This window comes from Streptomyces sp. NPDC038213, from assembly GCF_055600495.1.
Genome location: NZ_JBVJYM010000001.1, coordinates 296,947 through 322,734 on the forward strand (window position 1 = coordinate 296,947; position 25,788 = coordinate 322,734).

At 74.7% G+C, this 25,788-nt stretch carries 19 protein-coding genes and 1 pseudogene; 8 read left to right on the forward strand and 12 right to left on the reverse strand.

Translation table 11 applies throughout. The annotated features are described in order from the left end of the window. The first annotated feature begins 34 nt into the window (after positions 1–34). On the forward strand, positions 35–1,399 hold the full coding sequence (locus tag ACZ7JZ_RS01365) for an SWIM zinc finger family protein (protein WP_470931953.1): 1,365 nt from the start codon (positions 35–37) through the stop codon (positions 1,397–1,399). A 287-nt stretch (positions 1,400–1,686) separates the two neighbouring features. Further along, positions 1,687–3,294, forward strand: a complete 1,608-nt coding sequence (locus ACZ7JZ_RS01370) for a DUF5691 domain-containing protein (protein WP_470932437.1) — start codon at positions 1,687–1,689, stop codon at positions 3,292–3,294. 305 nt (positions 3,295–3,599) lie between these two features. Here the strand turns inward: ACZ7JZ_RS01370 and ACZ7JZ_RS01375 are convergent, their stop codons facing one another. Then, positions 3,600–4,013, reverse strand: a complete 414-nt coding sequence (locus ACZ7JZ_RS01375; protein WP_470931955.1) for a cobalamin B12-binding domain-containing protein — start codon at positions 4,011–4,013, stop codon at positions 3,600–3,602. Positions 4,014–4,238: 225 nt separating this feature from the next. Between ACZ7JZ_RS01375 and ACZ7JZ_RS01380 the strand changes: the two genes are divergently transcribed. Next, positions 4,239–5,039, forward strand: a complete 801-nt coding sequence (locus tag ACZ7JZ_RS01380) for an esterase/lipase family protein (RefSeq protein WP_470931957.1) — start codon at positions 4,239–4,241, stop codon at positions 5,037–5,039. A gap of 251 nt (positions 5,040–5,290) precedes the next feature. Further along, entirely contained in the window at positions 5,291–6,856 is a 1,566-nt protein-coding gene (locus ACZ7JZ_RS01385; RefSeq protein WP_470931959.1) for a M23 family metallopeptidase, read from the forward strand. A gap of 53 nt (positions 6,857–6,909) precedes the next feature. On the opposite strand, the gene pcrA is transcribed toward ACZ7JZ_RS01385, so the two are convergent. Together pcrA and ACZ7JZ_RS01395 are read right to left on the reverse strand one after the other, a co-directional pair. Then, positions 6,910–9,387 carry a DNA helicase PcrA gene (gene pcrA / locus ACZ7JZ_RS01390; protein ID WP_470931961.1) on the reverse strand — a complete coding sequence of 826 codons (2,478 nt, stop codon included), beginning with the start codon at positions 9,385–9,387 and terminating at the stop codon, positions 6,910–6,912. Positions 9,388–9,458: 71 nt separating this feature from the next. Then, positions 9,459–9,812, reverse strand: coding sequence for a hypothetical protein (locus tag ACZ7JZ_RS01395; protein WP_470931963.1), 354 nt, complete (start codon positions 9,810–9,812; stop codon positions 9,459–9,461). 141 nt (positions 9,813–9,953) lie between these two features. Here ACZ7JZ_RS01395 and ACZ7JZ_RS01400 point away from each other — a divergent pair, with 141 nt between their 5' ends. Further along, the gene (locus tag ACZ7JZ_RS01400; RefSeq protein ID WP_470931965.1) at positions 9,954–11,048 is read left to right on the forward strand and encodes a C40 family peptidase; all 1,095 of its coding nucleotides are present in this window, start codon (positions 9,954–9,956) and stop codon (positions 11,046–11,048) included. Between the two features lie 48 nt (positions 11,049–11,096). Here ACZ7JZ_RS01400 and ACZ7JZ_RS01405 read toward each other — a convergent pair whose 3' ends face one another. Continuing rightward, positions 11,097–11,798, reverse strand: a complete 702-nt coding sequence (locus ACZ7JZ_RS01405; protein WP_470931967.1) for a LuxR C-terminal-related transcriptional regulator — start codon at positions 11,796–11,798, stop codon at positions 11,097–11,099. Beyond that, positions 11,795–13,114, reverse strand: coding sequence for an ATP-binding protein (locus ACZ7JZ_RS01410; protein ID WP_470931969.1), 1,320 nt, complete (start codon positions 13,112–13,114; stop codon positions 11,795–11,797). The genes ACZ7JZ_RS01405 and ACZ7JZ_RS01410 overlap by 4 nt, the downstream gene beginning before the upstream one ends. Positions 13,115–13,244: 130 nt before the next feature. Between ACZ7JZ_RS01410 and ACZ7JZ_RS01415 the strand changes: the two genes are divergently transcribed. After that, positions 13,245–14,576, forward strand: coding sequence for a PspC domain-containing protein (locus ACZ7JZ_RS01415; RefSeq protein WP_470931971.1), 1,332 nt, complete (start codon positions 13,245–13,247; stop codon positions 14,574–14,576). Then, positions 14,563–14,763, forward strand: a complete 201-nt coding sequence (locus ACZ7JZ_RS01420; RefSeq protein ID WP_470931973.1) for a hypothetical protein — start codon at positions 14,563–14,565, stop codon at positions 14,761–14,763. The genes ACZ7JZ_RS01415 and ACZ7JZ_RS01420 overlap by 14 nt, the downstream gene beginning before the upstream one ends. On the opposite strand, the gene ACZ7JZ_RS01425 is transcribed toward ACZ7JZ_RS01420, so the two are convergent. The 4 genes from ACZ7JZ_RS01425 to guaA all read right to left on the reverse strand — a co-directional run bounded on the left by ACZ7JZ_RS01425 (position 14,733) and on the right by guaA (position 19,257). Then, positions 14,733–15,170: a DoxX family protein gene (locus ACZ7JZ_RS01425; protein ID WP_470932439.1), complete on the reverse strand. Its 438-nt coding sequence runs from the start codon at positions 15,168–15,170 to the stop codon at positions 14,733–14,735. The genes ACZ7JZ_RS01420 and ACZ7JZ_RS01425 overlap by 31 nt on opposite strands. Positions 15,171–15,281: 111 nt before the next feature. Next, complete coding sequence (locus tag ACZ7JZ_RS01430) at positions 15,282–16,556, reverse strand: hypothetical protein (RefSeq protein ID WP_470931975.1); 1,275 nt, start codon at positions 16,554–16,556, stop codon at positions 15,282–15,284. Positions 16,557–16,635: 79 nt separating this feature from the next. After that, positions 16,636–17,490 carry a class II aldolase/adducin family protein gene (locus tag ACZ7JZ_RS01435; protein ID WP_470931977.1) on the reverse strand — a complete coding sequence of 285 codons (855 nt, stop codon included), beginning with the start codon at positions 17,488–17,490 and terminating at the stop codon, positions 16,636–16,638. Positions 17,491–17,676: 186 nt separating this feature from the next. Further along, entirely contained in the window at positions 17,677–19,257 is a 1,581-nt protein-coding gene (gene guaA, locus ACZ7JZ_RS01440) for a glutamine-hydrolyzing GMP synthase (protein WP_470931979.1), read from the reverse strand. Positions 19,258–19,555: 298 nt separating this feature from the next. Here guaA and ACZ7JZ_RS01445 point away from each other — a divergent pair. Further along, positions 19,556–19,879: pseudogene (locus ACZ7JZ_RS01445) on the forward strand (chorismate mutase); the annotation flags it as partial. A gap of 328 nt (positions 19,880–20,207) precedes the next feature. On the opposite strand, the gene ACZ7JZ_RS01450 reads toward ACZ7JZ_RS01445, so the two are convergent. From ACZ7JZ_RS01450 to ACZ7JZ_RS01460, 3 genes are all read right to left on the reverse strand, one after another. After that, the gene (locus ACZ7JZ_RS01450) at positions 20,208–21,830 is read right to left on the reverse strand and encodes an LPXTG cell wall anchor domain-containing protein (protein WP_470931981.1); all 1,623 of its coding nucleotides are present in this window, start codon (positions 21,828–21,830) and stop codon (positions 20,208–20,210) included. 240 nt (positions 21,831–22,070) lie between these two features. Beyond that, on the reverse strand, positions 22,071–23,969 hold the full coding sequence (locus ACZ7JZ_RS01455; RefSeq protein WP_470931983.1) for a GMC oxidoreductase: 1,899 nt from the start codon (positions 23,967–23,969) through the stop codon (positions 22,071–22,073). A gap of 11 nt (positions 23,970–23,980) precedes the next feature. Next, the gene (locus tag ACZ7JZ_RS01460; protein WP_470931985.1) at positions 23,981–25,624 is read right to left on the reverse strand and encodes a succinic semialdehyde dehydrogenase; all 1,644 of its coding nucleotides are present in this window, start codon (positions 25,622–25,624) and stop codon (positions 23,981–23,983) included. Between the last annotated feature and the right edge of the window lie 164 nt (positions 25,625–25,788).

Sequence of the window (25,788 nt, forward strand, 5' to 3'; positions counted from 1 at the left end):
GCCGTTGTCAGTGGGGCCCTCTACCTTCGTGGACATGACTGAGGAGGCGGTGCGCTGGACTGCCGAGCAGGTGCTGTCGCTGGCGCCTGACGAAGCGTCGCGCAGGGCGGGGAGCAGGCTCGGCAGTGCCGGGCCGTGGTCGGGGGCGGGGTGTTCCGCTTCGGGTGCGGTGTGGGGGCTGTGCAAGGGGAGCGGCAGCAAGCCGTACCAGACGGTGGTGGACCTGGGGGGCGGGGCGTACAAGTGCTCCTGCCCGAGCCGGAGGTTCCCGTGCAAGCACGCGCTGGGGCTGCTGCTGCTCTGGGCTGCGGACGAGGGGGCGGTGCCGCGGGGGGAGGCGCCCGACTGGGCCGGGGAGTGGCTCGGGCAGCGGGCGCAGCGCGCGGAGCGCAGGAAGGAGGGGACGGCGGGCGGGGGCCCGGGCCGGACCGCCGATCCGGAGGCGGCGCGCAGGCGGGCCGACCGCCGGGCGGAGCGGATCGGCGCGGGCGTGGCCGAGTTGGAGCAGCGGCTGGCGGACCTGCTGCGCGCGGGGCTCGCCGGGCAGGAGCAGGCGGGGTACGGGGCCTGGGAGGAGACGGCCGCGCGGATGGTCGACGCGCAGGCGCCGGGACTGGCATCGCGGGTGCGGGAGTTGGGGGCGGTGACGGCTTCGGGGCCGGGCTGGCCGGTGCGGATGCTGGAGGAGTGCGCGCTGCTGCACCTGCTGGACCGGGCCTGGCTGGGGGTCTCGGAGCTGCCCGAGCCGCTGGCGGCGACGGTGCGGACCCGGGTGGGCCTGCCGGGCGCGGTGGCGGAGGGGGTGCCCGCGGTGCGGGACCGGTGGCTGGTGCTGTCGCAGTACGACTCGGCTTCTGCGGACCGGCGGCTGACGACGCGGCGGATCTGGCTGCACGGGCTGCGGAGCGGGCGTCCGGCGATGCTGCTGGACTTCGGCCCGCCGGGCCGGCCGCCGCAGCTGAGCCTGCCGGTCGGGCTGGTGGTGGAGGCGGAGGCCGCATTCCATGCGGGTGCGGGCCAGGTGCGGGCCGAGCTGGGCGAGCGGTTCGGGGTGCCGTCGCCGGTGCAGGCGGGGCCGCCGCCGGGGGTGGACACGGGGGCGGCGCTGGACCGGTACGGGGCGGCGCTGCGGGAGGACCCCTGGCTGGATGCGTGGCCGGTGGTCCTGGACGGGGTCATACCGGTGCCGTCCGACGACGGGGGGTGGCAGCTCGCCGACGCGGACGGGAAGTTCGCCCTGCCGCTGAGCCGGTCCGCCCGCGCGGGCGCCGGGCGGTGGCAGCTCGCGGCGCTGTCGGGGGGCGGCCCGCTGACGGTCTTCGGCGAGTGCGGGCACACGGGGTTCACCCCGCTGACCGCCTGGCAGCCGGGTTCCCCGGAGGCCGTCCCACTGGGCTGATCCGGCCCGGCACCGGGCCGGATCGGGGCCCGCCGCGACGGGCGGGCCCGGGTCGTCTCCTCCGGATCTTCGCGGCCCCGCCGCGAACCGAAGGGGACGGCCTACGGGGGAGCACGGGCGCCCCGGTCCCGCGGAGGGGGCGGGACCGGGGCGCAGCACCCGCGCCGGGGTGCACGGGGACGGGCAGCACGGGGAGCGGGGGCGCAGTGCAGCAGGTGCAAGCGGCGGAACGGGCGGGGCGGGCCGGACAGGCCGGACAGGGGGGTGTCGTGGAGCGGGAGGGCATCGTGGAGCAGGCGGTCGTGGAGCAGGCGGGTGTCGTGGACTGGGAGGCGCTGGTGACGGCTGCGCTGCTCGGGACGGAGCGGCGCAGCGGGGGGCCGGGCACCGGCAGTCCGGAGGAGCTGCTCGACGCGGCGGCCCTGCAGACCGTACGGCGGCGGGCGGGGCTGCGGCCCGCGGCGGCGGGACCGCTGCCGGAGCCCGCGGCCACGGATCCGCGTCCGGAGCTGCCGGAGGCGGCGCGGCGGCGGCTGGCGCAGCTGCTGGCGGGCCGGGCCGCGGGCGGGGCCACGGGCCGCGGGAGCGCCCCGGACCTGGCGGAGCTGCTGCCGCAGTGGCTCGCGGCGGCGAACGGGCACGGCTACCGGGCCCCGGCGGCCCTGCTGCCCGCCCTGCTCGACGCGGCCCGGGCCCGTACGGACCTGCGGCCGCCGGCCCTGGTGCTGGCGGGGGTGCGCGGGCTGTGGCTGGCGCGGCTGAATCCGGACTGGCGGTTCGCCCTGCGCAGCGGCAGCGGGGGTGCGGCGCTGCCCGAGCCGGGGGACGCCCCGGCCGTGGAGCGGCTCTGGCAGGAGGGGCTGTTCGCGGAGCGGGTGGCCCTGCTGGCCCGACTGCGGGGCCGGGACCCGCAGGAGGGCCGGGCGCTGCTGCGCAGCACCTGGTCGACGGAGCGGGCCGAGGACCGGCTGATGTTCCTGGACTCGCTGCGCACCGGGCTGTCGGACGCCGACGAGCCGTTCCTGGAGGAGGCCCTGTCGGACCGCAGCCGCAATGTCCGCGCCACGGCCGCCGAGCTGCTGTCGGCCCTGCCGCGGTCGGCGCTGGCGGCGCGGATGGCGGAGCGGGCCCTCGCCTGCGTGGGCCCGGAGGGGGTGGTGCCGCCGCGCGAGTGCGATGCGGGGATGCTGCGGGACGGCGTGGTGCCGAGGCCGCCGGCCGGGCGGGGGGAGCGGTCCTGGTGGCTGGGCCAGGTCGTGGAGGCCGCGCCGCTGTCCTGCTGGTACGAGCGGTTCGGCGGGCGTACGGCGGAGGAGATCGTGGCCCTGCCGGTGGCGGAGGGCTGGGCGGAGGACCTGCACGCGGCCTGGTGCCGGGCGGCCGTGCGCCAGGGCGACGCGGACTGGTCGAAGGCGCTGCTGGGCTCGCCCGCGGACCCGCCGGCGGCCGGGCCGGGGACGGCCTCGCTGGCCGAGCGGGCGAAACTGCTGGAGACCCTGCCGGATGCGGCGCGGGCGGCCTGGGTGGCCGGGTTCGTGCGGGCGCACGGCCTGTCCGAGGCCTTCCAGCTGCTCGGGGTGTGCGCCGTACCGTGGGCCGCGCCGCTGGGGCGGGCGGTGGTGGACGCGCTGGACGGTGCGCGGGACGCGGGCAGCTACCCGTGGAGCTTCAGCGGGGTGATGGGCCTGGCCGAGCGCTGCCTCGACCCGGCGGAGGCGGGCCGGCTGGAGTCCCTGGCGGCGGCGTACGAGGATCCGCCGGAGGGCGCGGCGGGGGCGGCCGGGTACTGGGCGGAGGCCTTCCAGCGCCTGGTGGCCACCCTCCACCTGCGGGCGGCCCTCCACGCGGAACTGGCACCGGTCCTGGCACCGGCGGCGGACGGGCTGGCCGCTTAGCCGCCGCCCCTTCCGGTTCGGGGCCGGGTTCCCGTTCCCGCTCCCGCTCTCGTTCCCGTTCCCGGTCCCGCTCCCGGTCCTGCCGGGGGCGGACGCAGCTCTGCGCCCCTCGCCGGTACGGGCCGGGAGGGGCGGGGCACGGCGCGGCGGGCGGGCCCGGTGGACGGGCGGAGGAGCGGCCCGGCGGCAAGGCAGGCGGGCCGCCGGGTGACCGGACGGCCCTACGGCCGGGTGACCGGGCGGTGAGATGACCGGACAGCCCTACGGCCGGACGGTCCTACGGCCGGTGACCGGGCGGTCGAGGATCAGGCCCCGGCGGGCTGGCGGACGTTCGCGCGGACCCAGTCGACGATCGCGGTGGTCGTGGCGCCCGGGGTGAAGATCTCGGCCACGCCCTTCTCCTTCAGCGGGGGGATGTCCGCCTCGGGGATGATGCCGCCGCCGAAGACCTTGATGTCCTCCGCGTCGCGCTCCTTGAGGAGTTCGAGGACCTTCGCGAAGAGGGTGTTGTGGGCGCCGGAGAGGATGGAGAGGCCGATCGCGTCGGCGTCCTCCTGGATCGCCGTGTCCACGATCTGCTCGGGGGTCTGGTGGAGACCGGTGTAGATGACCTCCATGCCCGCGTCGCGCAGCGCCCGTGCGATCACCTTGGCGCCGCGGTCGTGGCCGTCGAGACCCGGCTTGGCGACCACGACTCGGATCGGACCGGTCACACCCATCACTACCTCCAGGTGAACGAACGTTAAGCACAGCATCCCGCACGCCGCCGTTTCGCGGTGCACGGCATGGGGGAAATCACACCTGACACGTTTCGGTCATTGACAGAGCCGGTCGCAAGGGGAGCCGCGACGAGGTCGCCCCGCCATCGTGCCGACAGCCGCACGGCACGGCGGCGGGGGCCGACCCCGGCCGGGCGCCCCGCGAGGAGCCGTCCGGGAGCCGGTATGGGCCTGCCACTGAAGTTACCCGCGGGGGGCCTCGGAGCCCCGCCGTCCGCGGACGGCCTGCGCGCCGCGGTCCTGGAGCTCGCGGTCCTGGCCGCCCACCTGCTCGTGTACCCCACCGGGGTGCTCCCGGAACGCCGCGCGGCGGGGGCCGCGCCGCAGACCCGCCCGCCCGTCCTGCTGCTGCACGGGTTCACGGACAACCGCTCCGTGTTCCTCCTGCTCCGCCGCACCCTGGCGGCGCACGGCCCGCGCTCCGTCGAGGCCCTGAACCACTCCCCCTTCACCACGGACCTGCGGGCCGCGGCCCGCGGCCTCGCCGAGCGGGTCGAGGAGACCTGCGCCCGTTCGGGACACGCCCGGGTGGACCTGGTCGGCCACAGCCTCGGCGGGCTGATCGCCCGCTACTACGTGCAGTGCCTCGGCGGCGACACGCGGGTGCGCACGCTGGTCACGCTGGGCACCCCCCACCAGGGCACCCGCGTCGCCCCGCTGCTGGACGCGCACCCGCTGGTCCGCCAGCTGCGCCCGGACTCCCCTGTACTGGCGGAGCTCCGGCGGCCCGCGCCCGGCTGCCGGACCCGGTTCGTGAGCTTCTGGAGCGACCTCGACCAGCTGATGGTGCCGGCGGGGACCGCCCGGTTGGAGCACCCGGACCTCGACTGCACGGACGTGCCCGTCACCGGGATCGGCCACCTCGCCCTCGCCGTCCACCCCGCGGTCACCGCCGCGGTCCTGCGGGCCCTGGACGGCCCCGGTCCGGTCGCGGCCAGCGGCGCCGGTGCGGTCGCGGCCGCCTGAGGGCCGCCGCACGACCGCCGCAGGACCGCGCAGGGCCCGTCATTTCTTCGAACGTTTTTCGAACGCAGGGCCAAGGCTTTTCCCGGTCTCGGCCGAAAGGCGGCCGAATGCCCGGTTCCTGAGCAACCGAAACCCGCCGAAGATTGTCGAGGCCGCGAACCGCCGGGTACAGTCACGCCACTGCTCTCCTCCGGGGAACCACGCGTTCCCCGGCCACCCAGGCCCCCACTGCCGAGGCGAAAGAGAAGTTGGTGAACGACCGCTCCTCGTCGGGCCCGTACCCGGAATCCGGATACGAAGGCCTTTCCACCACCACTTTCGCCGGTGATCCGCTCTACGGGTCCCTCGACGGCGGTTACGAGGGCGGGCAGCCGCAGCAGGCGCCCGACCACGGTTACGGGTACGACCCCTATGCCGCTGCCGCGTACGGCGCCCAGCAGGGTTACGACACCGGCAGCCACGACGCCACCGCGTGGGCCTCCCCCGAGGGCTACCTCTCCTCGATCCCGGCCCAGTCGGCCCCCGAGGACACCACGGGCCAGTGGGACGCGAGCGCCTGGAACAGCGCGCACGCCGGCGAGTACCAGCAGCCCTCCTTCGGGTACGAGACCTCCGGCCAGGACTCCGGCCACTGGGCGATGCCCCAGTTCGCCGCCGCGGGCACCGACACCGGCTCGTACGACGCGACCGCGTGGAACGCCCCCGCCGAGGAACTCCCCCAGGAGTACGCGCAGGGCTACGAGGCGTACGACACCGCGCCGCAGGCCCAGCCCGCGTACGAGACCCCCCAGACCTACGAGGCGTACGAGACCTACCCGGCCTACGAGGGCCAGGAGCACGCCGCGGCCTACGAGGCCTACGACCCGTACGCCCCCTACGCCGCGGCCGCTGCCGAAGCCGCCGCGGCCGAGGCGGCCGGAGCCGTGGACTCCACCGCCGCCTTCGAGATCTCCTTCGACGGGGAGGGCGAGGAGCCCCCGGCCGCCGGGAGCGCGCACCCCGCCGGGGCCACGGCCCCGCACCAGCCCCGTTCGGCCCGCCGCGGCGCCGCCGCGGCGAACGGCTCGGCGGGCGGCCGCGCCCGCCGCCGCACCCCGGCCAAGCGCTCCGCCCTGCTGACCGTGGCCGTGCCCTCGGCCTGCGTGATGGGGGTCGCCGGAGTGGCGGCCGCCTCCGTCGGCGGGCTCACCGGCCAGCAGCCCGTGGAGGACACCACCACGCTGGCCGCGCCGGACCCGGCCTCCGTGAAGCCGGTGGCCTCCAACACCAAGCTGGACACGCAGCTCGCCGCGCTCAGCGCGGACGCGGGCGATTTCGCGGACCGCGCCAGCCGCACCCAGGAGCGGATCGACCTGAAGGTCCGCCAGGAGGCCGAGCGCAAGAAGCGCGCCGAGGAGGCCGCCCGCAAGGAGGCCCTGCGCCCCAAGTTCGCCCTCCCCGTAGCCCAGCACGGACTGAGCGCCAACTACGGCCAGTCCGGGGTCAACTGGATGTCGCTGCACACCGGCATCGACTTCCCGGTCTCGTACGGCACGCCCGTGATGGCGGCCACCGACGGCACCGTGCGCACCCAGTGGAACAGCGCCTACGGCAACATGGCCATAGTCACCGCCCCCGACGGCACGGAGACCTGGTACTGCCACCTGAGCAGCACCAAGTTCCGCTCCGGGACGGTCAAGGCCGGCGACGTCATCGCGTACTCCGGCAACTCGGGCAACTCCACCGGCCCGCACCTGCACTTCGAGGTGCGCCCCGGCGGCGGCTCCGCGATCGACCCGCTGGCCTGGCTCCGCAGCCACGGCCTGGACCCGACGTAGGACCCCCCGGCCGGACCCGATCCGGGCCCGGCCCGCGGCCCCACCGAGAACTTCTAGAGCTTCTGCACCGGCGCGTACCGCAGCAGCAGCCGCTTCGGCTTCTCGTCCCCGAAGTCGATGGTCGCCTGCGCGTCCGCGCCCGCGCCCGTGACCTGCATGACCGTGCCCAGACCGAACTGGTCGTGGGTGACCCGGTCCCCCACCGCCAGCGCGATCACCGGCTTGTCGGCGGCCCGGCGGGTGGCGAAGCCCGAGGGGCCCGAGCGGGTCCGCGAGGAGGACAGGAAGGCCTCGGGCGAGGTCCCGAAGGAGGCCTTGCCGCCCCCCGGCCGCGAGCCCGCACCCGACACCGGGCCGGCGGGCTTCTGCGCGCCGGTGCGCTTCCAGTGCAGGTACTGCTCGGGGATCTCGTCCAGGAACCGCGAGGCCGGGTTGTACGAGGGGGTGCCCCAGGCGCTGCGCATGGCCGAGCGGGTCAGGTACAGCCGCTCGCGGGCGCGCGTGATGCCCACGTACGCGAGGCGGCGCTCCTCCTCCAGCTCCTTGACCTGCCCGAGGGCGCGCATGTGCGGGAAGACCCCGTCCTCCATGCCGGTCAGGAAGACCACGGGGAACTCGAGGCCCTTGGCGGTGTGCAGGGTCATGAGCGTGATGACCCCGGAGCCGTCCTCGTCCTCGTCGGGGATCTGGTCGGAGTCGGCGACGAGGGCCACCTTCTCCAGGAACTCCGCGAGGGTGCCCGCGCCCTCCTCCTCGCCGCGCTCCTGCTCGAATTCGAGGGCGACGGCGGCGAGCTCCTGCAGGTTCTCGATGCGGGTCTCGTCCTGCGGGTCCGTGGAGGCCTGGAGCTCGGCCAGGTACCCCGTGCGCTCCAGGACGGCTTCGAGGACGACGGCGGGGCCGGCCCCGGACTCGACGATCGTGCGCAGCTCCTCCATGAGCGCGTTGAAGCGCTTGACGGCGTTCACCGAGCGGGCGGCCATGCCGTAGGCCTCGTCCACCCGCTTGAGGGCCTGCGGGAAGGTGATCCGCTCGCGCAGCGACAGGGCGTCGACCATCGCCTCGGCGCGCTCGCCGATCCCGCGCTTGGGCACGTTGAGGATCCGGCGCAGCGGGACGTTGTCCTCCGGGTTGGCGAGGACGCGCAGGTACGCGAGGACGTCCCTGACCTCCTTGCGCTCGTAGAAGCGCACCCCGCCGACGACCTTGTACGGGAGGCCGACGCGGATGAAGATCTCCTCGAACACGCGGGACTGGGCGTTGGTCCGGTAGAAGACGGCGACGTCCCCGGCCCTGGCGTCGCCCGCGTCCGTGAGCCGGTCGATCTCGTCGGCGACGAACTGGGCCTCGTCGTGCTCGGTGTCGGAGACGTAGCCCGTGATGCGGGCGCCGGTGCCGGCGTCCGTCCACAGGTTCTTGGGGCGGCGGTTCTCGTTGCGCTCGATGACGGCGTTGGCCGCGGAGAGGATGGTCTGCGTGGAGCGGTAGTTCTGCTCCAGCAGGATCGTCACGGCCTGCGGGTAGTCCTCCTCGAACTGGAGGATGTTGCGGATCGTCGCCCCGCGGAAGGCGTAGATCGACTGGTCGGCGTCGCCGACGACGCAGAGCTCGGCCGAGGGCAGGTCCTCGTACCCGGGGCCGACCAGTTCGCGCACGAGCGTGTACTGCGCGTGGTTGGTGTCCTGGTACTCGTCCACCAGGACGTGCCGGAAGCGGCGGCGGTAGTGCTCGGCCACGTCCGGGAAGGCCTGGAGGAGGTGGACCGTGGTCATGATGATGTCGTCGAAGTCGAGGGCGTTGGCCTCGCGCAGGCGCGACTGGTACATCGCGTAGGCCTGCGCCAGGGTCTTCTCGAAGCCGTCGACGGCCTGGGCGGCGAAGGCGTCCTCGTCGATGAGCTCGTTCTTCAGGTTCGAGATCTTCGCGTTGAAGGACTTCGGGGGGAACTTCTTCGGGTCCAGGTCCAGATCGCGGCAGACCAGGGCCATGAGGCGCTTGGAGTCGGCGGCGTCGTAGATCGAGAACGAGGAGGTGAACCCGAGCCTCTTGGACTCGCGGCGCAGGATCCGCACGCAGGCGCTGTGGAAGGTCGAGACCCACATGGCGTTGGCGCGCGGGCCGACGAGGGACTCCACGCGCTCCTTCATCTCGCCCGCGGCCTTGTTCGTGAAGGTGATCGCGAGGATCTGGCCGGGGTGGACCCCGCGGGCGCCCAGCAGGTGCCCGATGCGGTGCGTCAGCACGCGGGTCTTGCCGGATCCGGCCCCGGCGACGATGAGCAGGGGGGAGCCGGCGTGCACCACGGCGGCCCGCTGCTGCTCGTTCAGCCCGTCGAGGAGGGCCGCCGGGTCGATGACCGGCTTGGGGGCGCCGTCGCGGTAGTACGCGTCCCCGGACATGGGTACGTCGAAATGCCCGCCGAACAGGTCGTCCGCGGGCTCCTCCGGGCCGTACTCCTCCGGGGGCGGCGGGGGCTCCTCCGCCGAGGGCTGCAGGTCCGCCAGGAAACTGTCGTCAAAGAGGCTGCTCATCGCCTTCCGAGTCTAGGCCCCGGGACCGACACTCCCGGCCCGGGTGCGGGAAATCACCCGGGCCCCGGCCGTCAGGTCCAGAGGACCGCGAGGAAGATGTTGAGGACGGTGAGCCCGCCGACCGCGGCGAAGAGGCCCTTGTCCACGCTCTCCTCGTCCCGCTTGACGTACACGAGGGCCATGACCACGAAGAGCACGGCGAGCTTCACGCCGATCTTCACGTGGTTGAGGGTGTTGCCCTGCATCTCGTTGAAGCCGACCAGCGCCACGCCCGTGACGAGCATGGTCAGCGCGCCGTGCCACATCGCGGGCACGAAGCGCGCGGTGCCGGCGCCCATCGCCTTCATCTGCGTGAGGAACCCGCCCAGCAGGGAGGCGATGCCGATGATGTGCAGGCCCACGAAGACATGAATGAGTACGTCCATGGAGCCGAGCGTAGCCAGCGCACCGGAACGGATCCGACACCGCCCCCGGTGGATCAATTCCGATCATCGCGCTTAAGGGAACCGGCAATTTCCGGTCATTGCGATATCCGCCCGTTACCTGCGCCCCTAGCGTCCTCCCCCATGAAGCATCGAAAGCCGAGGCAGCTCCCGCTTGCCGGTGGCCCGGTACGCACTGCCGCCACCACTCTCGCGCTCGCGGGCGCTGCCACCGCCACCGCGTTCGAGGGCTCCTCCTCCGCGGAGCCCCGCCTCACCCCGGCCCAGGTCAAGGCCCAGGTGGACGAGCTCCACCAGCAGGCCGAGGCCGCCGCCGAGCGGTACAACGGGGCGAAGGAGAAGTCCGGGCGGGCCCAGCGGGCGCTCGACGCCCTGCGCGACGAGGCCGCCCGCAAGACCGCGAAGCTCAACACCGCGCGCACCGCCCTGGGCTCGATGGCCGCGGCCCAGTACCGCACCGGTGCCCTCGGGCCCGCCGTGCAGCTCGTGCTCTCCGGGGACCCCCAGGAGTACCTGGAGCGGGCCTCGCGCATGGAGCGGGCCGGGGACCGCAGCGCCGCGGACATCGACTCCGTACGCCGCAGCGTCGACGAGGTGCGGGCCCTGCGCGAGAAGGCCGCCGGCACCCTCGCCGAGCTGCGCACCCAGCAGGCGGCCCTCGCCCGCCACAAGGACACCGTCGAGTCCCGGCTGGCCGCGGCCGAGCGGCTGCTGGACCGGCTCACCGCCGAGGAGCGCGCCCGGTACGAGGCCCGGCAGGCCGCCGGGGAGCAGCGGGCCGCGGACCCGCGGGGACCGGCCCGCCCCGGCACCGCCGCACCCGGCCGCCCCGCGGCCCCCGCCGCCCCGGCCGCGCCCGCGGCGACGGGGTCGCGGGCGGCGCAGGCGGTGGCCTTCGCCTACAGCAAGATCGGCAAGCCGTACGTCTGGGGGGCGACCGGCCCGAACGGCTACGACTGCTCCGGCCTGACCCAGGCCGCCTGGCGCTCGGCCGGGGTCGCCCTGCCGCGCACCACGTACACGCAGATCAACGCCGGGCGCCGGGTCTCCCGCTCCCAGCTGGCCCCCGGGGACCTGGTCTTCTTCTACTCGGGCATCAGCCACGTCGGGCTGTACATCGGCAACGGCAAGATGATCCACGCCCCGCGCACCGGGTCCACCGTGCGCATCGCCCCGATCACCGAGATGCCGTGGGCGGGCGCCACCCGGCCCGCCTGAGCCCCGTACCCCTGCCCGTACCCCGTGCCCCCGCCCGCCCGGCGGCCGTCAGACCAGGCGGCGGGCCGTGGCCCAGCGGGTCAGCTCGTGCCGGTTGGACAGCTGGAGCTTGCGCAGCACGGCCGAGACGTGCGACTCGACGGTCTTGACCGAGATGAAGAGCTGTTTGGCGATCTCCTTGTACGCGTACCCGCGGGCGATCAGCCGGAGCACCTCCCGCTCGCGCTGCGTGAGCCGGTCCAGGTCCTCGTCCACCGGCGGGGCGTCGGTGGAGGCGAAGGCGTCCAGCACGAACCCGGCGAGCCGGGGCGAGAAGACCGCGTCCCCGTCCTGCACCCGGAAGACCGAGTCGACGAGGTCGGTGCCCGTGATGGTCTTGGTGACGTACCCGCGGGCGCCGCCGCGGATCACACCGATGACGTCCTCGGCCGCGTCCGACACGGACAGGGCGAGGAAGCGCACCGGCCGCTCGGCCGCCGCCATCAGCGGGGCGCAGCGGCGCAGCACCTCGACCCCGCCGCCGCCGGGCAGGTGCACGTCGAGGAGGACCACCTCGGGGCGCGTGGCCGTGATGACCGTGACGGCCTGGTCCACGTCGGCGGCCTCGCCGACGACCTCGACGCCGGTGCGCGCGGTCTCGCCGATCTCCGCCTGGACACCCGCGCGGAACATCCGGTGGTCGTCCACGAGCACCACCCGCACCCGGCGCTCCTCGGCCGCGGCCGGGTTGATCTCGTGCTGCTCCGTCATGACGTGCTCGCCCTCTCCATCTCCAGCTCGACCTCCGTGCCCCCGTCGGGCGCGGAGCGCAGCCGCGCGGTCCCGCCGTTGCGCTGCATGCGGCCGATGATCGATTCTCGTACGCCCATCCTGTCCCCGGGGACCTCGTCGAGGTCGAAGCCCGGCCCCCGGTCCCGTACGGACACGAACACGGTGCGGCCCTCCACCTCGGCGTAGACCTGCACCGGCCCGCCCTCGCCACCGTACTTGGCGGCGTTGACCATCGCCTCGCGCGCGGCCTGGACCTGGGCGGCGAGCTTCTCGTCGAGCGGGCAGTCGCCGACGACCACGACCTCGATGGGGACGCCGTGGTGGTCCTCGACCTCCGCCGCGGTCTTCTTGACGGCCTCGGCGAGGGTGTCGGGCTCCTCCGACTCCTCCTTGCCCGTCCCGGCGGGCTTGTAGAGCCAGTTGCGCAGCTCCCGCTCCTGGGCCCGGGCCAGCCTGCGGACCTCCCCGGGGTCGTCGGCGTTGCGCTGGATCAGGGTCAGGGTGTGCAGGACGGAGTCGTGGACGTGCGCGGCGACCTCGGCGCGCTCCTGGGCCCGGATGCGCATCAGGCGCTCCTCGGACAGGTCCTGGGTCATGCGGATGAGCCAGGGGCCGGCGAGCAGGGCGATGCCGACGAGCACCGCGAGCGCGGCCGTGAGCACGTTGCCCAGCTGGGCGGCGGAGCCGCGGACCACGATGAACACGGTCAGGCCGACGCCGACCAGGGCCACGCCCGCCAGGGCCCGCGCCGTGGTGAGCAGCCGCCCGTGCCTGCGGGAGACGCTGGTCCAGTGCGCCCGGCGGGCGTTGTCGGCCTGGCGCCAGACGAGGACCACGCCGGCGCCGACGAGCAGCATCGGCCAGACGTACCGGCCGGACTCGGCGCCGCTCTGCACCTGCGAGACGAAGATGCCGGAGCCGATGAACAGGGCGATCAGCGCGGCGATCTGCCCCCGGTCGGGCTTGCGCAGCCTGCGGCTGCCGTCCTCCCGCGTCTCGAACAGCGACCGGTCCGCGGCCCGCCCGCCCACGCCCAGCGGTACGAACACCCAGAACGCCGCGTACAGCAGCACCCCGAGGCCCTCCCCGAACATGGACATCCCGAGGAAGGCCAGCCGCACCCAGACCACGGGCAGCCCGAGGTGCCCGGCGAGCCCGCGCGCGACGCCGCCCAGCATCCGCCCGTCGGCGCTGCGGTACAGCTTGCGCAGCGGCTGCTCCTCGGACTCGGCGGCCGGGGCTCCCGGACTCCCGGGGCGGGGCTGCTGGCTGGGCGGGGACGCTGCTCCTGGCATGCCCCGATGGTCACACGCACCGGGGGGCCGGGACATCAGGGCATCCCCCCAGTTCTGCGGCCCGGATATCAGGGTCGGGCCAGGGTCGGGCCGGATACCGGGGCCCGCGGCGGCCCGTCACCATGGAGCCATGACCGAAGCACAGGACTCCCCCGCGGCGCCCGCCGCCGATCCCGCCGCCCCGGGTCCGGAGCGGCCGCTGCTGCGCCGCAGCCGGCGCAGCACGGCGGTCGCGGGCGTGTGCGGGGGCCTGGGCCGGTACTTCGACGTGGACCCGGTGGTCTTCCGGGTGGTCTTCGGGGTGCTCACCGTCACCGGCGGCGCCGGGCTGGTGCTGTACGGGTTCGCCTGGCTGCTCGTCCCCCTGGAGGGCGAGGAGGACAACGAGGCGCGGCACCTGCTGACCGGCCGGATCGAGGGGTCGACGCTGGCGGCGGTACTGGCGGCCCTGGCGGGCTGCGCGCTGTTCCTGTCGATGCTGAACAACGGCGGCACGGCCGTGTTCTCGCTGCTGGTGGTCGTCGGGCTCGGGGTGGTGGCGCGCTGGTCGCGGCGGCGGCGGCAGGCCGGGCCCGCGGAGAGCGAGCCGGCCCATCCGCGGGCCGAGGCCCCGCCGGAGACGCAGGCCCCGCCCGCCCCCGCGGTGGTGTCGTGGTGGCGGGACCCGCTGGTCAAGGACGGGACGACGGGCCCGGTGTCCTTCGGGTACCTGTGGGGTCCGGACCCCGACGCGGAGGCCGGCCCGCGCGGCGAGGGCTCCGCCGCGGCCCGGCACGCGGCGGCGGCCCGGGAGTTCCCGGACGGGAAGTGCGGGTCGGCGGAGCGCCGGCCGCGCGAGGGCATCGGCGGGCGGATCTTCGTGGCCGCCCTGCTGGCCGCGGTCGCGGGCACGGCCGCCACCTGGCACGGCAATCCGCTGGGACAGGCCCTCCAGACCGGTCTGGCCGCGGCCCTCGCCGTGTTCGGCCTGGGCCTGGCCTTCAGCTCGGTCAAGGGGCGTACGGGCTTCGGGACCCTGCTGCTGTCGGTCGTCACGGCCGGGCTGCTGCTGGGGGCCGCGGTGCTGCCCCGGGACATCGGCACGCTCTGGCGCAACACGGTGTGGCGGCCCGCCTCGGTGGCGGCCGTGCAGCCGCAGTACACGGCGGGTACGGGCCTGGCCACGCTGGACCTGGGCCGCATCGACGTGCCCGAGGGCACCACCCTGGCGGTGCGGGTGTCCGTGGACGCGGGCCGGCTGAAGGTGGTGCTGCCGCCGGAGGCCGCGGCCACCGCCGAGATCCGGATCGGGCTGGGCGACGTACAGCTGCCCGGGGAGCGGGCGGACGCGGTGGACCCGCACCGGGACCTGGTGCGGAAGGTGGACCTGCCGCCGGTGCCCGGCACCGCGGCGGGCGGGAAGATCGAACTGCGGCTCGAAGCGGAGCTGGGACAGGTGGAGGTGGCCCGTGCGGCGTCATGAGTTCCAGCCCGGGCGGCTGCTGGCGGGGCTGGTCCTGCTCGCGGCGGGGCTGCTGTACCTGGGGGACGCGACCGGCGGGGGCGACCTGCCCTGGTACACGATCGTCCCGCTGACCGTGGGCGGGCTGTCGCTCGCGGCCCTCGTGGGCCTGGTCGCCTACTCCGTGCGGCGGGACCGGCGGGACTGAAGGCGCCCGTCCAGTGAGAGGTACGGGGCCCCGGCCAGCACGAGGGGCACCCAGCAAAGCATGTACGGGAGGTCGTTGCCGTAGTAGTACGGGCTGGTCTGCCAGCTGACCGTCAGCCAGAGGCTGAGCGAGACGAGGGCACCGCCGAGGGCCGCCCACCGGGCGAGGAGCCCGGCCAGGGTGCCCAGTCCGACCAGCACCTCGGCGACGGCCAGCAGAACCGCGAAGGCCACGGGCCCCTTGAGCGCGAGGTCCACGAGCGCGGGTACGGCCGATCCGTCGCGGACCGCCTCCATCAGCTCCCCGATGGAGCCCGGACCGGAGGCCTTGAGGAACGCGGAGTCCGTGAGCTTGTCCAGGCCCGCGTACACGAAGGTCGCGCCGAGGAAGATCCGCAGCGGCAGCAGCGGGTGGCGGACCGCCCAGGACCAGGCGGTGCGGACCCGCTCGCGCGGGGCGGTCGTGCGCCCGCGCGGGGCGGGTGATTCGAAACCGGTCACCCGGCCATCATCACCCCGTCACTCGGCCACGTCGATGGTGCAGCGGTTGGATTCCACGCCCGCGGCCGTCACCACCTGCACCTCGCAGCGGCCGGGCTCCACGTCGGCGGGCACCGGTACGGTCAGCACCTGGTCGGACGGGTTGCTGAAGCCCCCGGGCACCGGCACCAGCGGGACGTGCACGTGCACCGTCCCGATCCGGACCACGATCCGGGCCAGCATCTCCGGGGTCCCGGCCCCGGGCGGTACGAAGCCCACCCCGCGGATCTCGATGTCGTCGCCGGTGCGGACGGCCGCGTCGAGCTCGCCCTTCTCCCGGATCCGGACCACCGACAGCACCAGCGGCCGGCTGCCCTCGGCGTACTTCGCCGCCAGGTAGACCGCGGCCGAGAGCACGGTCAGCACCGCCAGCGCCCACGGCAGCTGCGGCAGCCGGTCCGGGCGGCGGGCCACCGCGGCCGCCACGTACAGCAGGGTGACCGTGGCGACCAGCACGTACTGCGCATCGGGGAAGCTGCCCCGGCCCGAGTCGTCCGTCACCAGGTCCGCCCCGCGCGGCCGCTCCGCGGGCAGCTTCTGCAGCCGCTGCGCCAGGATCCGCACCGACACCACCCGCCGGACCAGCACGGCCACCGCGCAGGTCACGGCCAGTACGGTCAGCAGCGGCAGCGCCCCGGACAGGGCGAGCCCGCCCGGCAGGCCGGCGGGCCGCGCACCCTGCGCCGCGGAACCGGAGGCGGCCAGCCGCACCGCGGGCAGCAGGGCCGCGAACGCCGTCACCACCAGCCAGGCGCAGGGCACCGCCCGCGAGGTGGACAGCCGGTTGTCCTCGCCGATCAGCGGGGCCAGCAGCCCGCCGCGGCGCATCTGCGCCCGCGCGGCCACCGTCAGCAGCACGGCGAGCACCAGGGCGGAGAGCAGCCCCGCGGTGCGGGCCGGGCTCCAGCCGGTGCCGAGGGCGGTGGCCACCTGCACCACGAGCAGCACCCCGGCGGCGATCCACACGGCGAGGACGGCCCGCCGCGACAGCAGGTACAGCCAGGACTGCCCGGCCTCGCGCCCGCGGTCCGCGACCCCGCGGGCCGACTGGGTCAGCTCGTCGGACACCCACTGCCGGGAGGCCCCGGCGGAGCGCGCGACGGCCGCGGGCAGGCCCTGGCCCGCGGCGAGGCCGTCGCGCATCTCGAGGAACGCGGCGACGGCCCGGCGGTGCCCCTCGCGCGCCCCGTGCGGGCAGGCCTCGCAGGTGCAGCCGCCGCCGTGGGTACTCCGGTGCAATTCCTGGACAGCCACGATGTGCCGCCTCCCTAACTACCGTGCAGTGCCTGCGAATTGTGCACCACTGCGGCAGTGCTCCGGATCGCCACCGATGTCAGGGCGGGTGATTGTCCGTACGCGGTGTTGACGCGACGCGCTGCCACAGCGGCTGGTAGCTGATCCACGCGACCAGGTCCGTGCCGAGCTGCTCCCGGGTGGCGACGGCGCTCCTGTGGTCGATGCGCACGGGCTTCCCGGCGGCCTTCGCGGCCAGCTGGATCCCGCAGGCGCGGTCCATCGAGACGAACCACCAGGCCGCCGCGTCCACCGAGTCCCCGACGGTCAGCAGCCCGTGGTTGCGCAGCACCAGGGCCTTGTACGGGCCGAGGGCCGCCGCGATCAGCGCCCCCTCCGCCTCGTCCACCGCGACTCCCGTGAACCGGTCCAGGAGGGCGTGGTCCTCGTAGAAGGCGCAGGCCTCCTGGCTGATCGGGTCGAGGAGTTCGCCGAGGGCGGCGAAGGCCCGGCCGTGGGCCGAGTGCGCGTGCGCCACGGCCACCACCCCGGGCCGGGCCCGGTGCACGGCGGCGTGCACGGCGAAGGCCGCCTGGTTCACGTGCCGCCCGCCCCGCAGCACCCGGCCGTCCCCCGACACCAGGAGCAGCTCCTCCGCGGTGATCGCGCCGAGCGCCGCCCCGAAGGGGTTGACCCAGAAGCAGTCGGCGAACTCCGGGTCCCGCGCCGTGATGTGGCCCGAGACCCCGTCCTCGAAGCCGAGCTCGCCGAACAGCCGCAGCGCCCCCGCCAGCCGCTCCCTGCGGTACGCGCGCTCCGCGGCCGGGTCCGTGTGCACCGGCGGCATCGCGAACCGCAGCCGCTCCACGGGCACCGGGTCCGGCCGCACCGGTACGGGACCCGGCTCCGGCTCCGGCCGCGCGGGCTCGGTGGAGTGGTGCGCGGGCTCGGGCATGGCGGCGCTCCTTCGTCGGGTCGGGCGCAAGGTACCCGGACCCGTGGCAGGTGGCCAGAGACCCGGCGCAGGGCGGTGCCTGCGGCGCCGGCAGCGGGGCGGCCGGACATGCGGCAGGGCCGCCGTCCCGCACGGTGGCGGGGCGACGGCCCTGTCAGGGGGTCCCGGGGGTGCCGGGGTCCGCCCCTACTCCCACTCGATGGTGCCCGGCGGCTTGCTGGTGCAGTCGAGCACCACGCGGTTCACGTCCGGGACCTCGTTGGTGATGCGGGTGGAGATCTTCGCCAGGACCTCGTACGGCATCCGGGTCCAGTCCGCCGTCATGGCGTCCTCGGAGGAGACCGGGCGCAGCACGATCGGGTGCCCGTAGGTGCGGCCGTCGCCCTGGACGCCGACGCTGCGGACGTCGGCGAGGAGGACCACCGGGCACTGCCAGATCTCGCGGTCGAGGCCGGCCGCGGTCAGCTCGGCGCGGGCGATGGCGTCGGCCTCGCGCAGCAGGTCCAGGCGCTCGCGGGTGACCTCGCCGACGATGCGGATGCCGAGGCCGGGGCCCGGGAAGGGCTGGCGCTGGACGATCTCCTCGGGCAGGCCCAGGTCCTGGCCGACCATGCGGACCTCGTCCTTGAAGAGCTGGCGGAGCGGCTCGATGAGCTTGAACTCCAGGTCCTCGGGGAGGCCGCCGACGTTGTGGTGCGACTTGATGTTCGCGGTGCCGGTGCCGCCGCCGGACTCGACGATGTCCGGGTACAGCGTGCCCTGCACCAGGAACTCCACGGGCTGGTCGCCGGGAGCTTCGGCGACGATCTCGGCCTGCGCCTGCTCGAAGACGCGGATGAACTCGCGGCCGATGATCTTGCGCTTCTCCTCCGGGTCGGAGACGCCCTTGAGGGCGTTGAGGAAGCGCTCCTGGGCGTCGACGACCTTCAGCTGTACGCCGGTGGCCGCGACGAAGTCCTTCTCGACCTGCTCGGTCTCGCCCTTGCGCATCAGGCCGTGGTCGACGTACACGCAGGTCAGCTGGTTGCCGATGGCCTTCTGGACCAGGGCCGCGGCGACCGCGGAGTCCACGCCGCCGGAGAGGCCGCAGATGGCGCGGCGGTCGCCGACCTGCTCGCGGATGGCCGCGACCTGCTCCTCGATGACGTTGCCCGTGGTCCAGTTCGGCTCGATGCCGGCGCCGCGGTAGAGGAAGTGCTCCAGGATCTGCTGGCCGTGCGTCGAGTGCATCACCTCGGGGTGGTACTGCACGCCGTACAGCTTCTTCTCGTCGTTCTCGAAGGCGGCGACCGGGACCACGCCGGTGGAGGCGGTGACCGTGAAGCCCTCGGGGGCGGCGGAGCAGGCGTCGCCGTGGGACATCCACACGGACTGGTGCTCGGGGGTGCCCTCGAAGAGGGTCGAGCCCGCCTTGGTGACGGACAGCTGGGTACGGCCGTACTCGCGCGCACCGGTGTTGTCGACGGTGCCGCCGAGGGTGACGGCCATCAGCTGGAAGCCGTAGCACATGCCGAAGACGGGGACCCCGGCCTCGAACAGCGCGCGGTCGAGCTGCGGGGCGCCCTCTTCGTAGACGGAGGACGGGCCGCCGGAGAGGATGATCGCCTTCGGGTCCTTGGCCAGCATCTCGGCCACGGGCATCGTGCTCGGCACGATCTCGCTGTAGACCCGGGCCTCGCGGACCCGGCGGGCGATGAGCTGGGCGTACTGCGCGCCGAAGTCGACGACGAGAACGGTGTCAGGGGCGACGGAGGGTGCTTCTGGCACGGGGGCGGCCTTCCGGCGGAGAGGAGCTGTTCACTCGGGCTGTTTGTCGATTCTAACGGGGCCCGTACACCCGTTTTCGTCTCACCATCCGAACCCGCTTGGTGCACGGCGGGGCACGGGGCCATAATCCGTGACGTGCGCAAGCAGCTGAGCTTCCTCTTTACCTATGGCACCGGTCGGTCCGGTCGCCATGGGTACGCGTGCTGCTCCGCTTGAGCCGCCGACTTCCAGGAGCGCCCCGGTCCGACAGGACCGGGGCGCTTTCGCGTTCCCGCTCCTCAGGCTCCCGGACCGCGGCGCCCGCCGCCCGCCCCACCCACAGGAGAGAACGATGACCACCACCGCCACCGCCACCGCCGCCGCGTCCGCTGCCTCCCCCGAGCAGCTGATCGCCGACTCCCGCGCCCGCATCGACGCGATCGACGACCGCATCATCGGGCTGATCCAGGAGCGGATGGCCGTCTCGGCGGTCATCCAGGAGGCCCGGATCACCTCCGGCGGGCGGCGCGTGCACCTCGCGCGCGAGATGGAGGTGCTGGCGCACTTCGGCGACGCGCTGGGCACCAAGCAGGGCACGGCCCTGGCGATGACCCTGCTGGAGCTGTGCCGCGGCCGGGTCTGAGGCCCGCCGCCGGGGGCGTCCGGGCGGTGCGCAGCCGCCGCGCCCCGCCGCGCGGCCGTTCGTCACCCGTCCGGACCGTGACCGGGCCCGGGGGCCTTCGTTGGTGTGGATGTCCGCGCCAGCCAGGCGCGGGAGCGCACCACCACGCGTGGCTCTGCTGGAGCGGTGAGGCGTACGGCCCGTGGAGCGTACGCCGTGGGACCCCGCTCCGGCGCGTGACCGGACGGCAGGGGACAGCAGCCCGGTCACCCCAGAGGACGGCCGGCACCGGGGACGCCCGGGGCCGGCCGTTCCGCATGTGCGGGCCCGGTCGGTTCCGTACGGGCTGCTACGCGCGGCCCGAGCGGCGCCGGGACGCGAACACCAGGGCGCCGCCGGCCAGCAGGGCCGCCCCCGCCAGCAGGCCCAGCCCGCCCGCGTCGGCCCCGGTGCGGGCCAGGTCGCCGCGCGCCGAGGCGGAGGCCGAGGGGGTCGGGGTCGCCGACGGGGCCGGGGAGGCCGATGCGCCCGGGGTGGGCGGGGCGGTCGCCGTGGCCGAGGGGCTCGGGGTGGCGGTCGGCGTGGGCGCCGGCTTCGGGTTCAGGACCAGGGGCGCGCTGTCGTTCGCGGGCTTGCCGTCCCTGCCGAGCGGGCCCCGCTCCCCGAAGGAGGCCCCGATGCGCACGCTGCCGGCCGCGTCCGGGACGAACCGGTCGACGACCAGCTCGAAGCGGTGGGTCTCGGCGTCCCCGTCGAGGAAGACGGGCCGGGTGCCGGTGCAGCGGTAGCGGGGGGCGCCGAGTTCTTCGGCGCGCGGCTTGTCGTCGGAGGTCCGCGCCTCGCAGCCCGCGGGCTTGCGGGTGACGCGCGCGCCCGGCGGGATCTGCACCTCGGCGACGCGCGCGGCGCCCCCGGTGAGCTCCGTCCAGGCGGGGCCCGCGTTGCGCTGGCCGACGCTGAGGACGGCCCCGGCGCCCTCGGCCGCGTGGAGGGTGGCGCCGATGGCCGCGAAGTCCACGGTGTTGGGGGTCCGGAAGGCGTAGCTCTGCCCGTTGTCGCCCGGGGCGGGGTCGGCGGTCAGCGCCGTGCGCTCCTGCGGGCGCACGGCGAGCGCCGGTCCCCCGCTCCTGCCGCCGTCGAGGCCCAGCCCGGCGGGCAGCTGCTTCGGGTCGGGGGTGAGCGTGTACGAGAAGGAGTCGCGCAGGGCGTGGGCGTTGGTCAGGAGGGTGAGCGCCCCGTCGAGCGCGTAGGCCTTCCCGGCCTTGAAGGGCCCGGTGAAGTGGCAGGCGACGCTGCTGGTGCGGGACTTGCGCCGCGGGTCCGGGTAGGTGCAGTTGGAGTAGCGCTCGACGATCTCGGCACCGCGGGTGGTGTCGAGCTCCATCAGCAGTTCGCGGGCGTCGGCGCTGCCGGTGTTCTTGAAGGCGATGGGCAGGGGCTGCTTCTGGCCGGTGCGCGGCCGGGGCTCCAGGTCGAAGGGGAACACCGAGACGTCGGTGCCGCCGACGGTGACGGTGCTGGTGAACGGGGTGAAGACGACCCCGTCGGCCTGCGCGGTGACCTTGATGGTGCCGGTGTCGCCCGGCCGGCTGCCCTCGGCGGCGCGCAGTTCGAGGACGGCGAGCTCGCTGGGCTCGGTCCTGATCCTGCTGTCGGCGCAGTGCGCGACGGTGCCGCGGATCTCGCAGTCGGCGTCGAACATCCTGTCCACGAGCTCGACTTCGGCGATCCCGGCCAGTCCGGTGAAGTCCACGGTGGCCTCGTACGGCCGGTCGTACGCGGCGGCGGGGAGTTCGCCCGCCTCCCTGAGGGTGAAGGTGACCCGCTCGGCCTTCCCGGTCTGCGGGTCGGGAGCGAGCCGGACCTCGGATTTCCCGCCGAACCGGAAGACGGGAACTTCTGCGGCGGACGCCGGGGCCGACAGGCCGACGACCGCCAGACCTGCCGCGACCAGCAGGGATATTCGCTTCATGCCCCCATCGACCCATGGATCGGTGACAGAGTTGCCCGCTGCGAGGTCACGAATTGAGGACGATGCACACACCACGCACATCCGTGTGGCGCGGGTCACGTCGGAATTTCCGCATCCGCATACAACCTCCGGCGCCCCCGCGCGGTCACACCAGTGCGGGACCAGCGCTCCGGCGTACACGCGGGACTGCGCACGGGGAGCTGCACGCGGAGGGGGCGTGCAGCCCTCCGTGGTCCGGCCCTACGCCGGCTCCGGCGAAGGCTCCGCCGGGGGCTCCGGCGAAGGCTCCGCCTGCTGCGGCCGCTTCGGCGGCACCGCGGGTACGGCCAGGAAGGGCAGCCGCAGGGCCCCGAAGGCCTCCTTCGGCACCGCCGGACTGACCGGTTCCACCGCCGGCAGCCGCTCGTACGCGGCCCCCTGTACGGGCCTCGGGTCCCGCTCCCCCTTGTTCGGCCAGTACGACATGGCCCGTTCGGCCTGGGCCGTGATGGTCAGCGAGGGGTTCACCCCGAGGTTCGCGGAGACCGCGGAGCCGTCCACGACGGAGATCCCGGGATGCCCGTACAGCCGGTGGTACGGGTCGACGACCCCCTCTTCGGCGGTGGCCCCGATCGGGCAGCCGCCGAGGAAGTGCGCGGTCAGCGGGGTGCCCATCAGTTCGCCCACGTTGCTGCCCGGGAAGCCGTTGATCTCCTCGGCGAGCAGGGTGGCCGCGCGGGTGGCCTCCGCGATCTGGGTGGGGTTGGGGGCGCCGTGGCCCTGACGGGCCGTCAGGAGGCCCTTGCCGATGCCGCCGGGCTTGCGGTAGGTGGTGAGCGAGTTGTCCAGGGACTGCATGACCAGGCCGATGATGGTCCGCTCGGACCAGCGCCGGTTGGAGAGCGAGCGCAGGAACTGCAGCGGGTGCGCCGCGGTGCGGCCCAGCCAGGCCGCCACGCGGTGGCGGGAGTAGGGGACCTGGAGGATCGTCATGAACCCCATGGCGTTGGAGCCCCTGCCGTAGCGGACCGGCTCGATGTGCGTGTCCCCGTCGGGGTGCACGGAGGAGGTGATGGCCACGCCGCGGGTGAAGTCGGCGCGGGCCTGCGGCCCGTGGCGCCTGCGGTAGCGGCGGTCGTCGGTCTGGGCGCCGACCAGGCCCTCGGAGTTGGTGCGGGTCAGGTCGCCGAGGCGGGGCGAGATCCGCGGGAGTTCGCCGCGGTCCTTCATGGTGTGCAGGAGGGTCTGGGTGCCGTAGGTGCCGGCGGCGAGGACCACGTGCCGGGCGCGCAGCACCTCCGCCCGGCCCTTCCCCTTCGCCTTCGTCCGGCCGGCGCGGCGGCCGTCGGTGGGGACGGTCCGCACCCGGTAGCCGCCGCCGGGGTGCTCGGCGAGGGCGGTGACCGTGGTCATGGGGCGGATCTCGGCCCCGGCGCGCTCGGCGAGGTGGAGGTAGTTCTCGTTGAGGGTGTTCTTCGCGCCGTGCCGGCAGCCGGTCATGCACTCGCCGCATTCGGTGCAGGCGCTGCGGGCGGGTCCGGCGCCGCCGAAGTACGGGTCGGGAACCTCCTGGCCGGGCCGGGCGCGGCAGTCACCCCCGGCGTCCTCCCCGTCGCCGAAGAAGACGCCGACGGGGGCCATGTGGAAGCTGTCCCCGACGCCCATCCGCTCGGCCACGGCCTTCAGGTGCACGTCGGAGGGGGTCAGGGTGGGGTTGAGCCGGACCCCGAGCATCCGCCGGGCCTGGTCGTAGTACGGGGCGAGCTCCTCCTGCCAGTCGGTGATCGAGGCCCACTGGCGGTCGCCGAAGAAGGCCGGCGGGGGGACGTAGAGGGTGTTGGCGTAGTTGAGCGAGCCGCCGCCGACCCCGGCTCCCGCCAGCACCATCACGTTGCCGAGCAGGTGGATCCGCTGGATCCCGTACAGGCCGAGGGCCGGGGCCCACAGGTAGTTGCGCAGGTCCCAGCTGTTCCTGGGCAGCGCGTCGCGCGTGAAGCGGCGGCCCGCCTCCAGCACGCCGACGCGGTAGCCCTTCTCGGTGAGCCGCAGGGCGGACACGGCGCCGCCGAAGCCCGAACCGACGACGATGACGTCGTAGTCGAAGCCCTCTGCGCCGTCCCTGCCGCCGCCGTCCCCGCCGTCGTGCTCGTCGTACGTCACTGCCGCGCCTCCTAGCGCAGTCGGAGAGCCTTCATGATCTTGAGGCTGCGGGTCATGAAGGCGGCGTACGCCTCGTCGTCCATGCCCAGGGAGGGGGCCATCGGGATCAGCCGCTGGTGGGCGACCGTCTGGGCCTCGGTGTACTTGAGGATGCCCTCGGAGCCGTGCCGGCGGCCGAGCCCGGAGTCCTTCATGCCGCCCATGGGGGCGCCGACGCTGCCGTAGGCGGGGGCGTAGCCCTCGTTGATGTTGACGGTGCCGGTGCGCATCCGGGCGGCGACGGCACGGCCGCGGCGGGCGTCCCGGGTCCAGACGCTGGAGTTGAGGCCGTACGGGGTGGAGTTGGCGAGGGCGACCGCCGCGTCCTCGTCGGTGAACCGGTAGACGGAGACGACCGGCCCGAAGGTCTCCTCCGTGCACACGGCCATGGGGGGCTCGACCCCGTCGAGGATGGTGGGCTCGTAGAAGAGGGGGCCGATGTCGGGGCGGGCCCGCCCGCCGGCGACCAGGGTCGCGCCCTTGGCCACGGCCTCGTCCACGTGCCGCCGTACGGTCTCCAGCTGCCGCTCGCCGACCAGCGAGCCCATGTCCGCGCCGTACGCGAGGGAGCTGCCGAGCCGCATGGCGCGGGTGCGGGCGGCGAACCGCTCCAGGAAGGCGTCGGCCACGGACTCGTGGACGTACAGCCGCTCGATGGAGATGCACAGCTGGCCCGCGGAGGAGAAGCAGGCGCGGACGGCGCCCGCGGCGGCCTTCTCGATGTCGGCGTCGTGCAGGACGAGCATGGCGTTCTTGCCGCCGAGCTCCAGGGTGACCCCGATGAGGCGCTCGGCGGCGCCGCGGGCGACCTCGCGGCCGGTGCGGGTGGAGCCGGTGAAGGAGACGTAGTCGGCGTGCCGGACCACCTCGGGGCCGACGACCGGGCCCTCGCCCAGGACCACCTGGAAGACCTCCTCCGGCAGCCCGGCCTCGATGAGGAGGCGGCGGGCCCACAGGGCGGTGAGGGCGGTCTCGGTGTCGGGCTTCATCACGACGGCGTTGCCCGCGGCGAAGGCGGGCAGGGCGTCGCCGACGGAGAGCTCGAGGGGGTAGTTCCAGGGGGCGATCTGGCCGACGACCCCGCGGGGCTGGCGCAGCTCGGTGACCTTGGTGAGGGTGGGCATGGCGCCCTGGTGGCCGCGCGGGCGCAGGTAGGAGGGGGCCTTGCGGCCGTAGTGGCGGGCCGCGACCGCGACGGCCTGGACCTCCTCGTGGGCGTGGAGGCGGGCCTTGCCGGTCTCCAGCTGGATGAGGTCGAGGACCTCGGACTGCCGCTCCAGCAGCAGGTCGTGGAAGCGGAGCAGGACCCCGGCCCGGCTGCGGACGGGTACGGCGGCCCAGCGGGACTGGGCGGCGCGGGCGGCGGCGAAGGCCCCGGCCACCTCGTCCGGGGAGGCCTCGGGCAGGTCCGCCAGCTTCTCCCCGGTGAAGGGGGTGTGGTTGGCGGTGCGGCCGGAGCCCGCGATCCCGGCGGTGAGCCGGGCCACGAGGGCGGGGGTCACCACGTCGGCGGCGGTGCGTGCGCCGGCCGGGGCGGGGGCCACGGGGTTGGCGGGCTTGTCCTCCGCGGCGGGCGGGACGCTGCGGAGGGGGGCGGGGGCCTGCGAGTCCGTCATGCCGGTGAGCGTAAGCCGCCCCGGGGCCCTTTGGATACCCGGCGGTAACCGTTTTCTGCGATTCCGCCAGCAATCACTGGCAGGACGGCCCGGGGTGGCCGGAAACGGGGCCCCGGCCCGGCCCGGAAGCGGCTCTGGAGGGCCCCGGACGGGCCCGGCAGCTG

What these genes read in the sequence shown, in the direction of transcription:
- ACZ7JZ_RS01380 (WP_470931957.1), top strand. Translation starts at nt 4,239, where the DNA reads ATGGGCCTGCCACTGAAGTTACCCGCGGGGGGCCTCGGAGCCCCGCCG.
- ACZ7JZ_RS01415 (WP_470931971.1), top strand. Translation starts at nt 13,245, where the DNA reads ATGACCGAAGCACAGGACTCCCCCGCGGCGCCCGCCGCCGATCCCGCC.
- ACZ7JZ_RS01410 (WP_470931969.1), bottom strand. Translation starts at nt 13,114, where the DNA reads ATGCCAGGAGCAGCGTCCCCGCCCAGCCAGCAGCCCCGCCCCGGGAGT.
- ACZ7JZ_RS01375 (WP_470931955.1), bottom strand. Translation starts at nt 4,013, where the DNA reads ATGGGTGTGACCGGTCCGATCCGAGTCGTGGTCGCCAAGCCGGGTCTC.
- ACZ7JZ_RS01405 (WP_470931967.1), bottom strand. Translation starts at nt 11,798, where the DNA reads ATGACGGAGCAGCACGAGATCAACCCGGCCGCGGCCGAGGAGCGCCGG.
- ACZ7JZ_RS01395 (WP_470931963.1), bottom strand. Translation starts at nt 9,812, where the DNA reads ATGGACGTACTCATTCATGTCTTCGTGGGCCTGCACATCATCGGCATC.
- ACZ7JZ_RS01365 (WP_470931953.1), top strand. Translation starts at nt 35, where the DNA reads ATGACTGAGGAGGCGGTGCGCTGGACTGCCGAGCAGGTGCTGTCGCTG.
- ACZ7JZ_RS01450 (WP_470931981.1), bottom strand. Translation starts at nt 21,830, where the DNA reads ATGAAGCGAATATCCCTGCTGGTCGCGGCAGGTCTGGCGGTCGTCGGC.
- ACZ7JZ_RS01400 (WP_470931965.1), top strand. Translation starts at nt 9,954, where the DNA reads ATGAAGCATCGAAAGCCGAGGCAGCTCCCGCTTGCCGGTGGCCCGGTA.
- pcrA (WP_470931961.1), bottom strand. Translation starts at nt 9,387, where the DNA reads ATGAGCAGCCTCTTTGACGACAGTTTCCTGGCGGACCTGCAGCCCTCG.
- ACZ7JZ_RS01435 (WP_470931977.1), bottom strand. Translation starts at nt 17,490, where the DNA reads ATGCCCGAGCCCGCGCACCACTCCACCGAGCCCGCGCGGCCGGAGCCG.
- ACZ7JZ_RS01460 (WP_470931985.1), bottom strand. Translation starts at nt 25,624, where the DNA reads ATGACGGACTCGCAGGCCCCCGCCCCCCTCCGCAGCGTCCCGCCCGCC.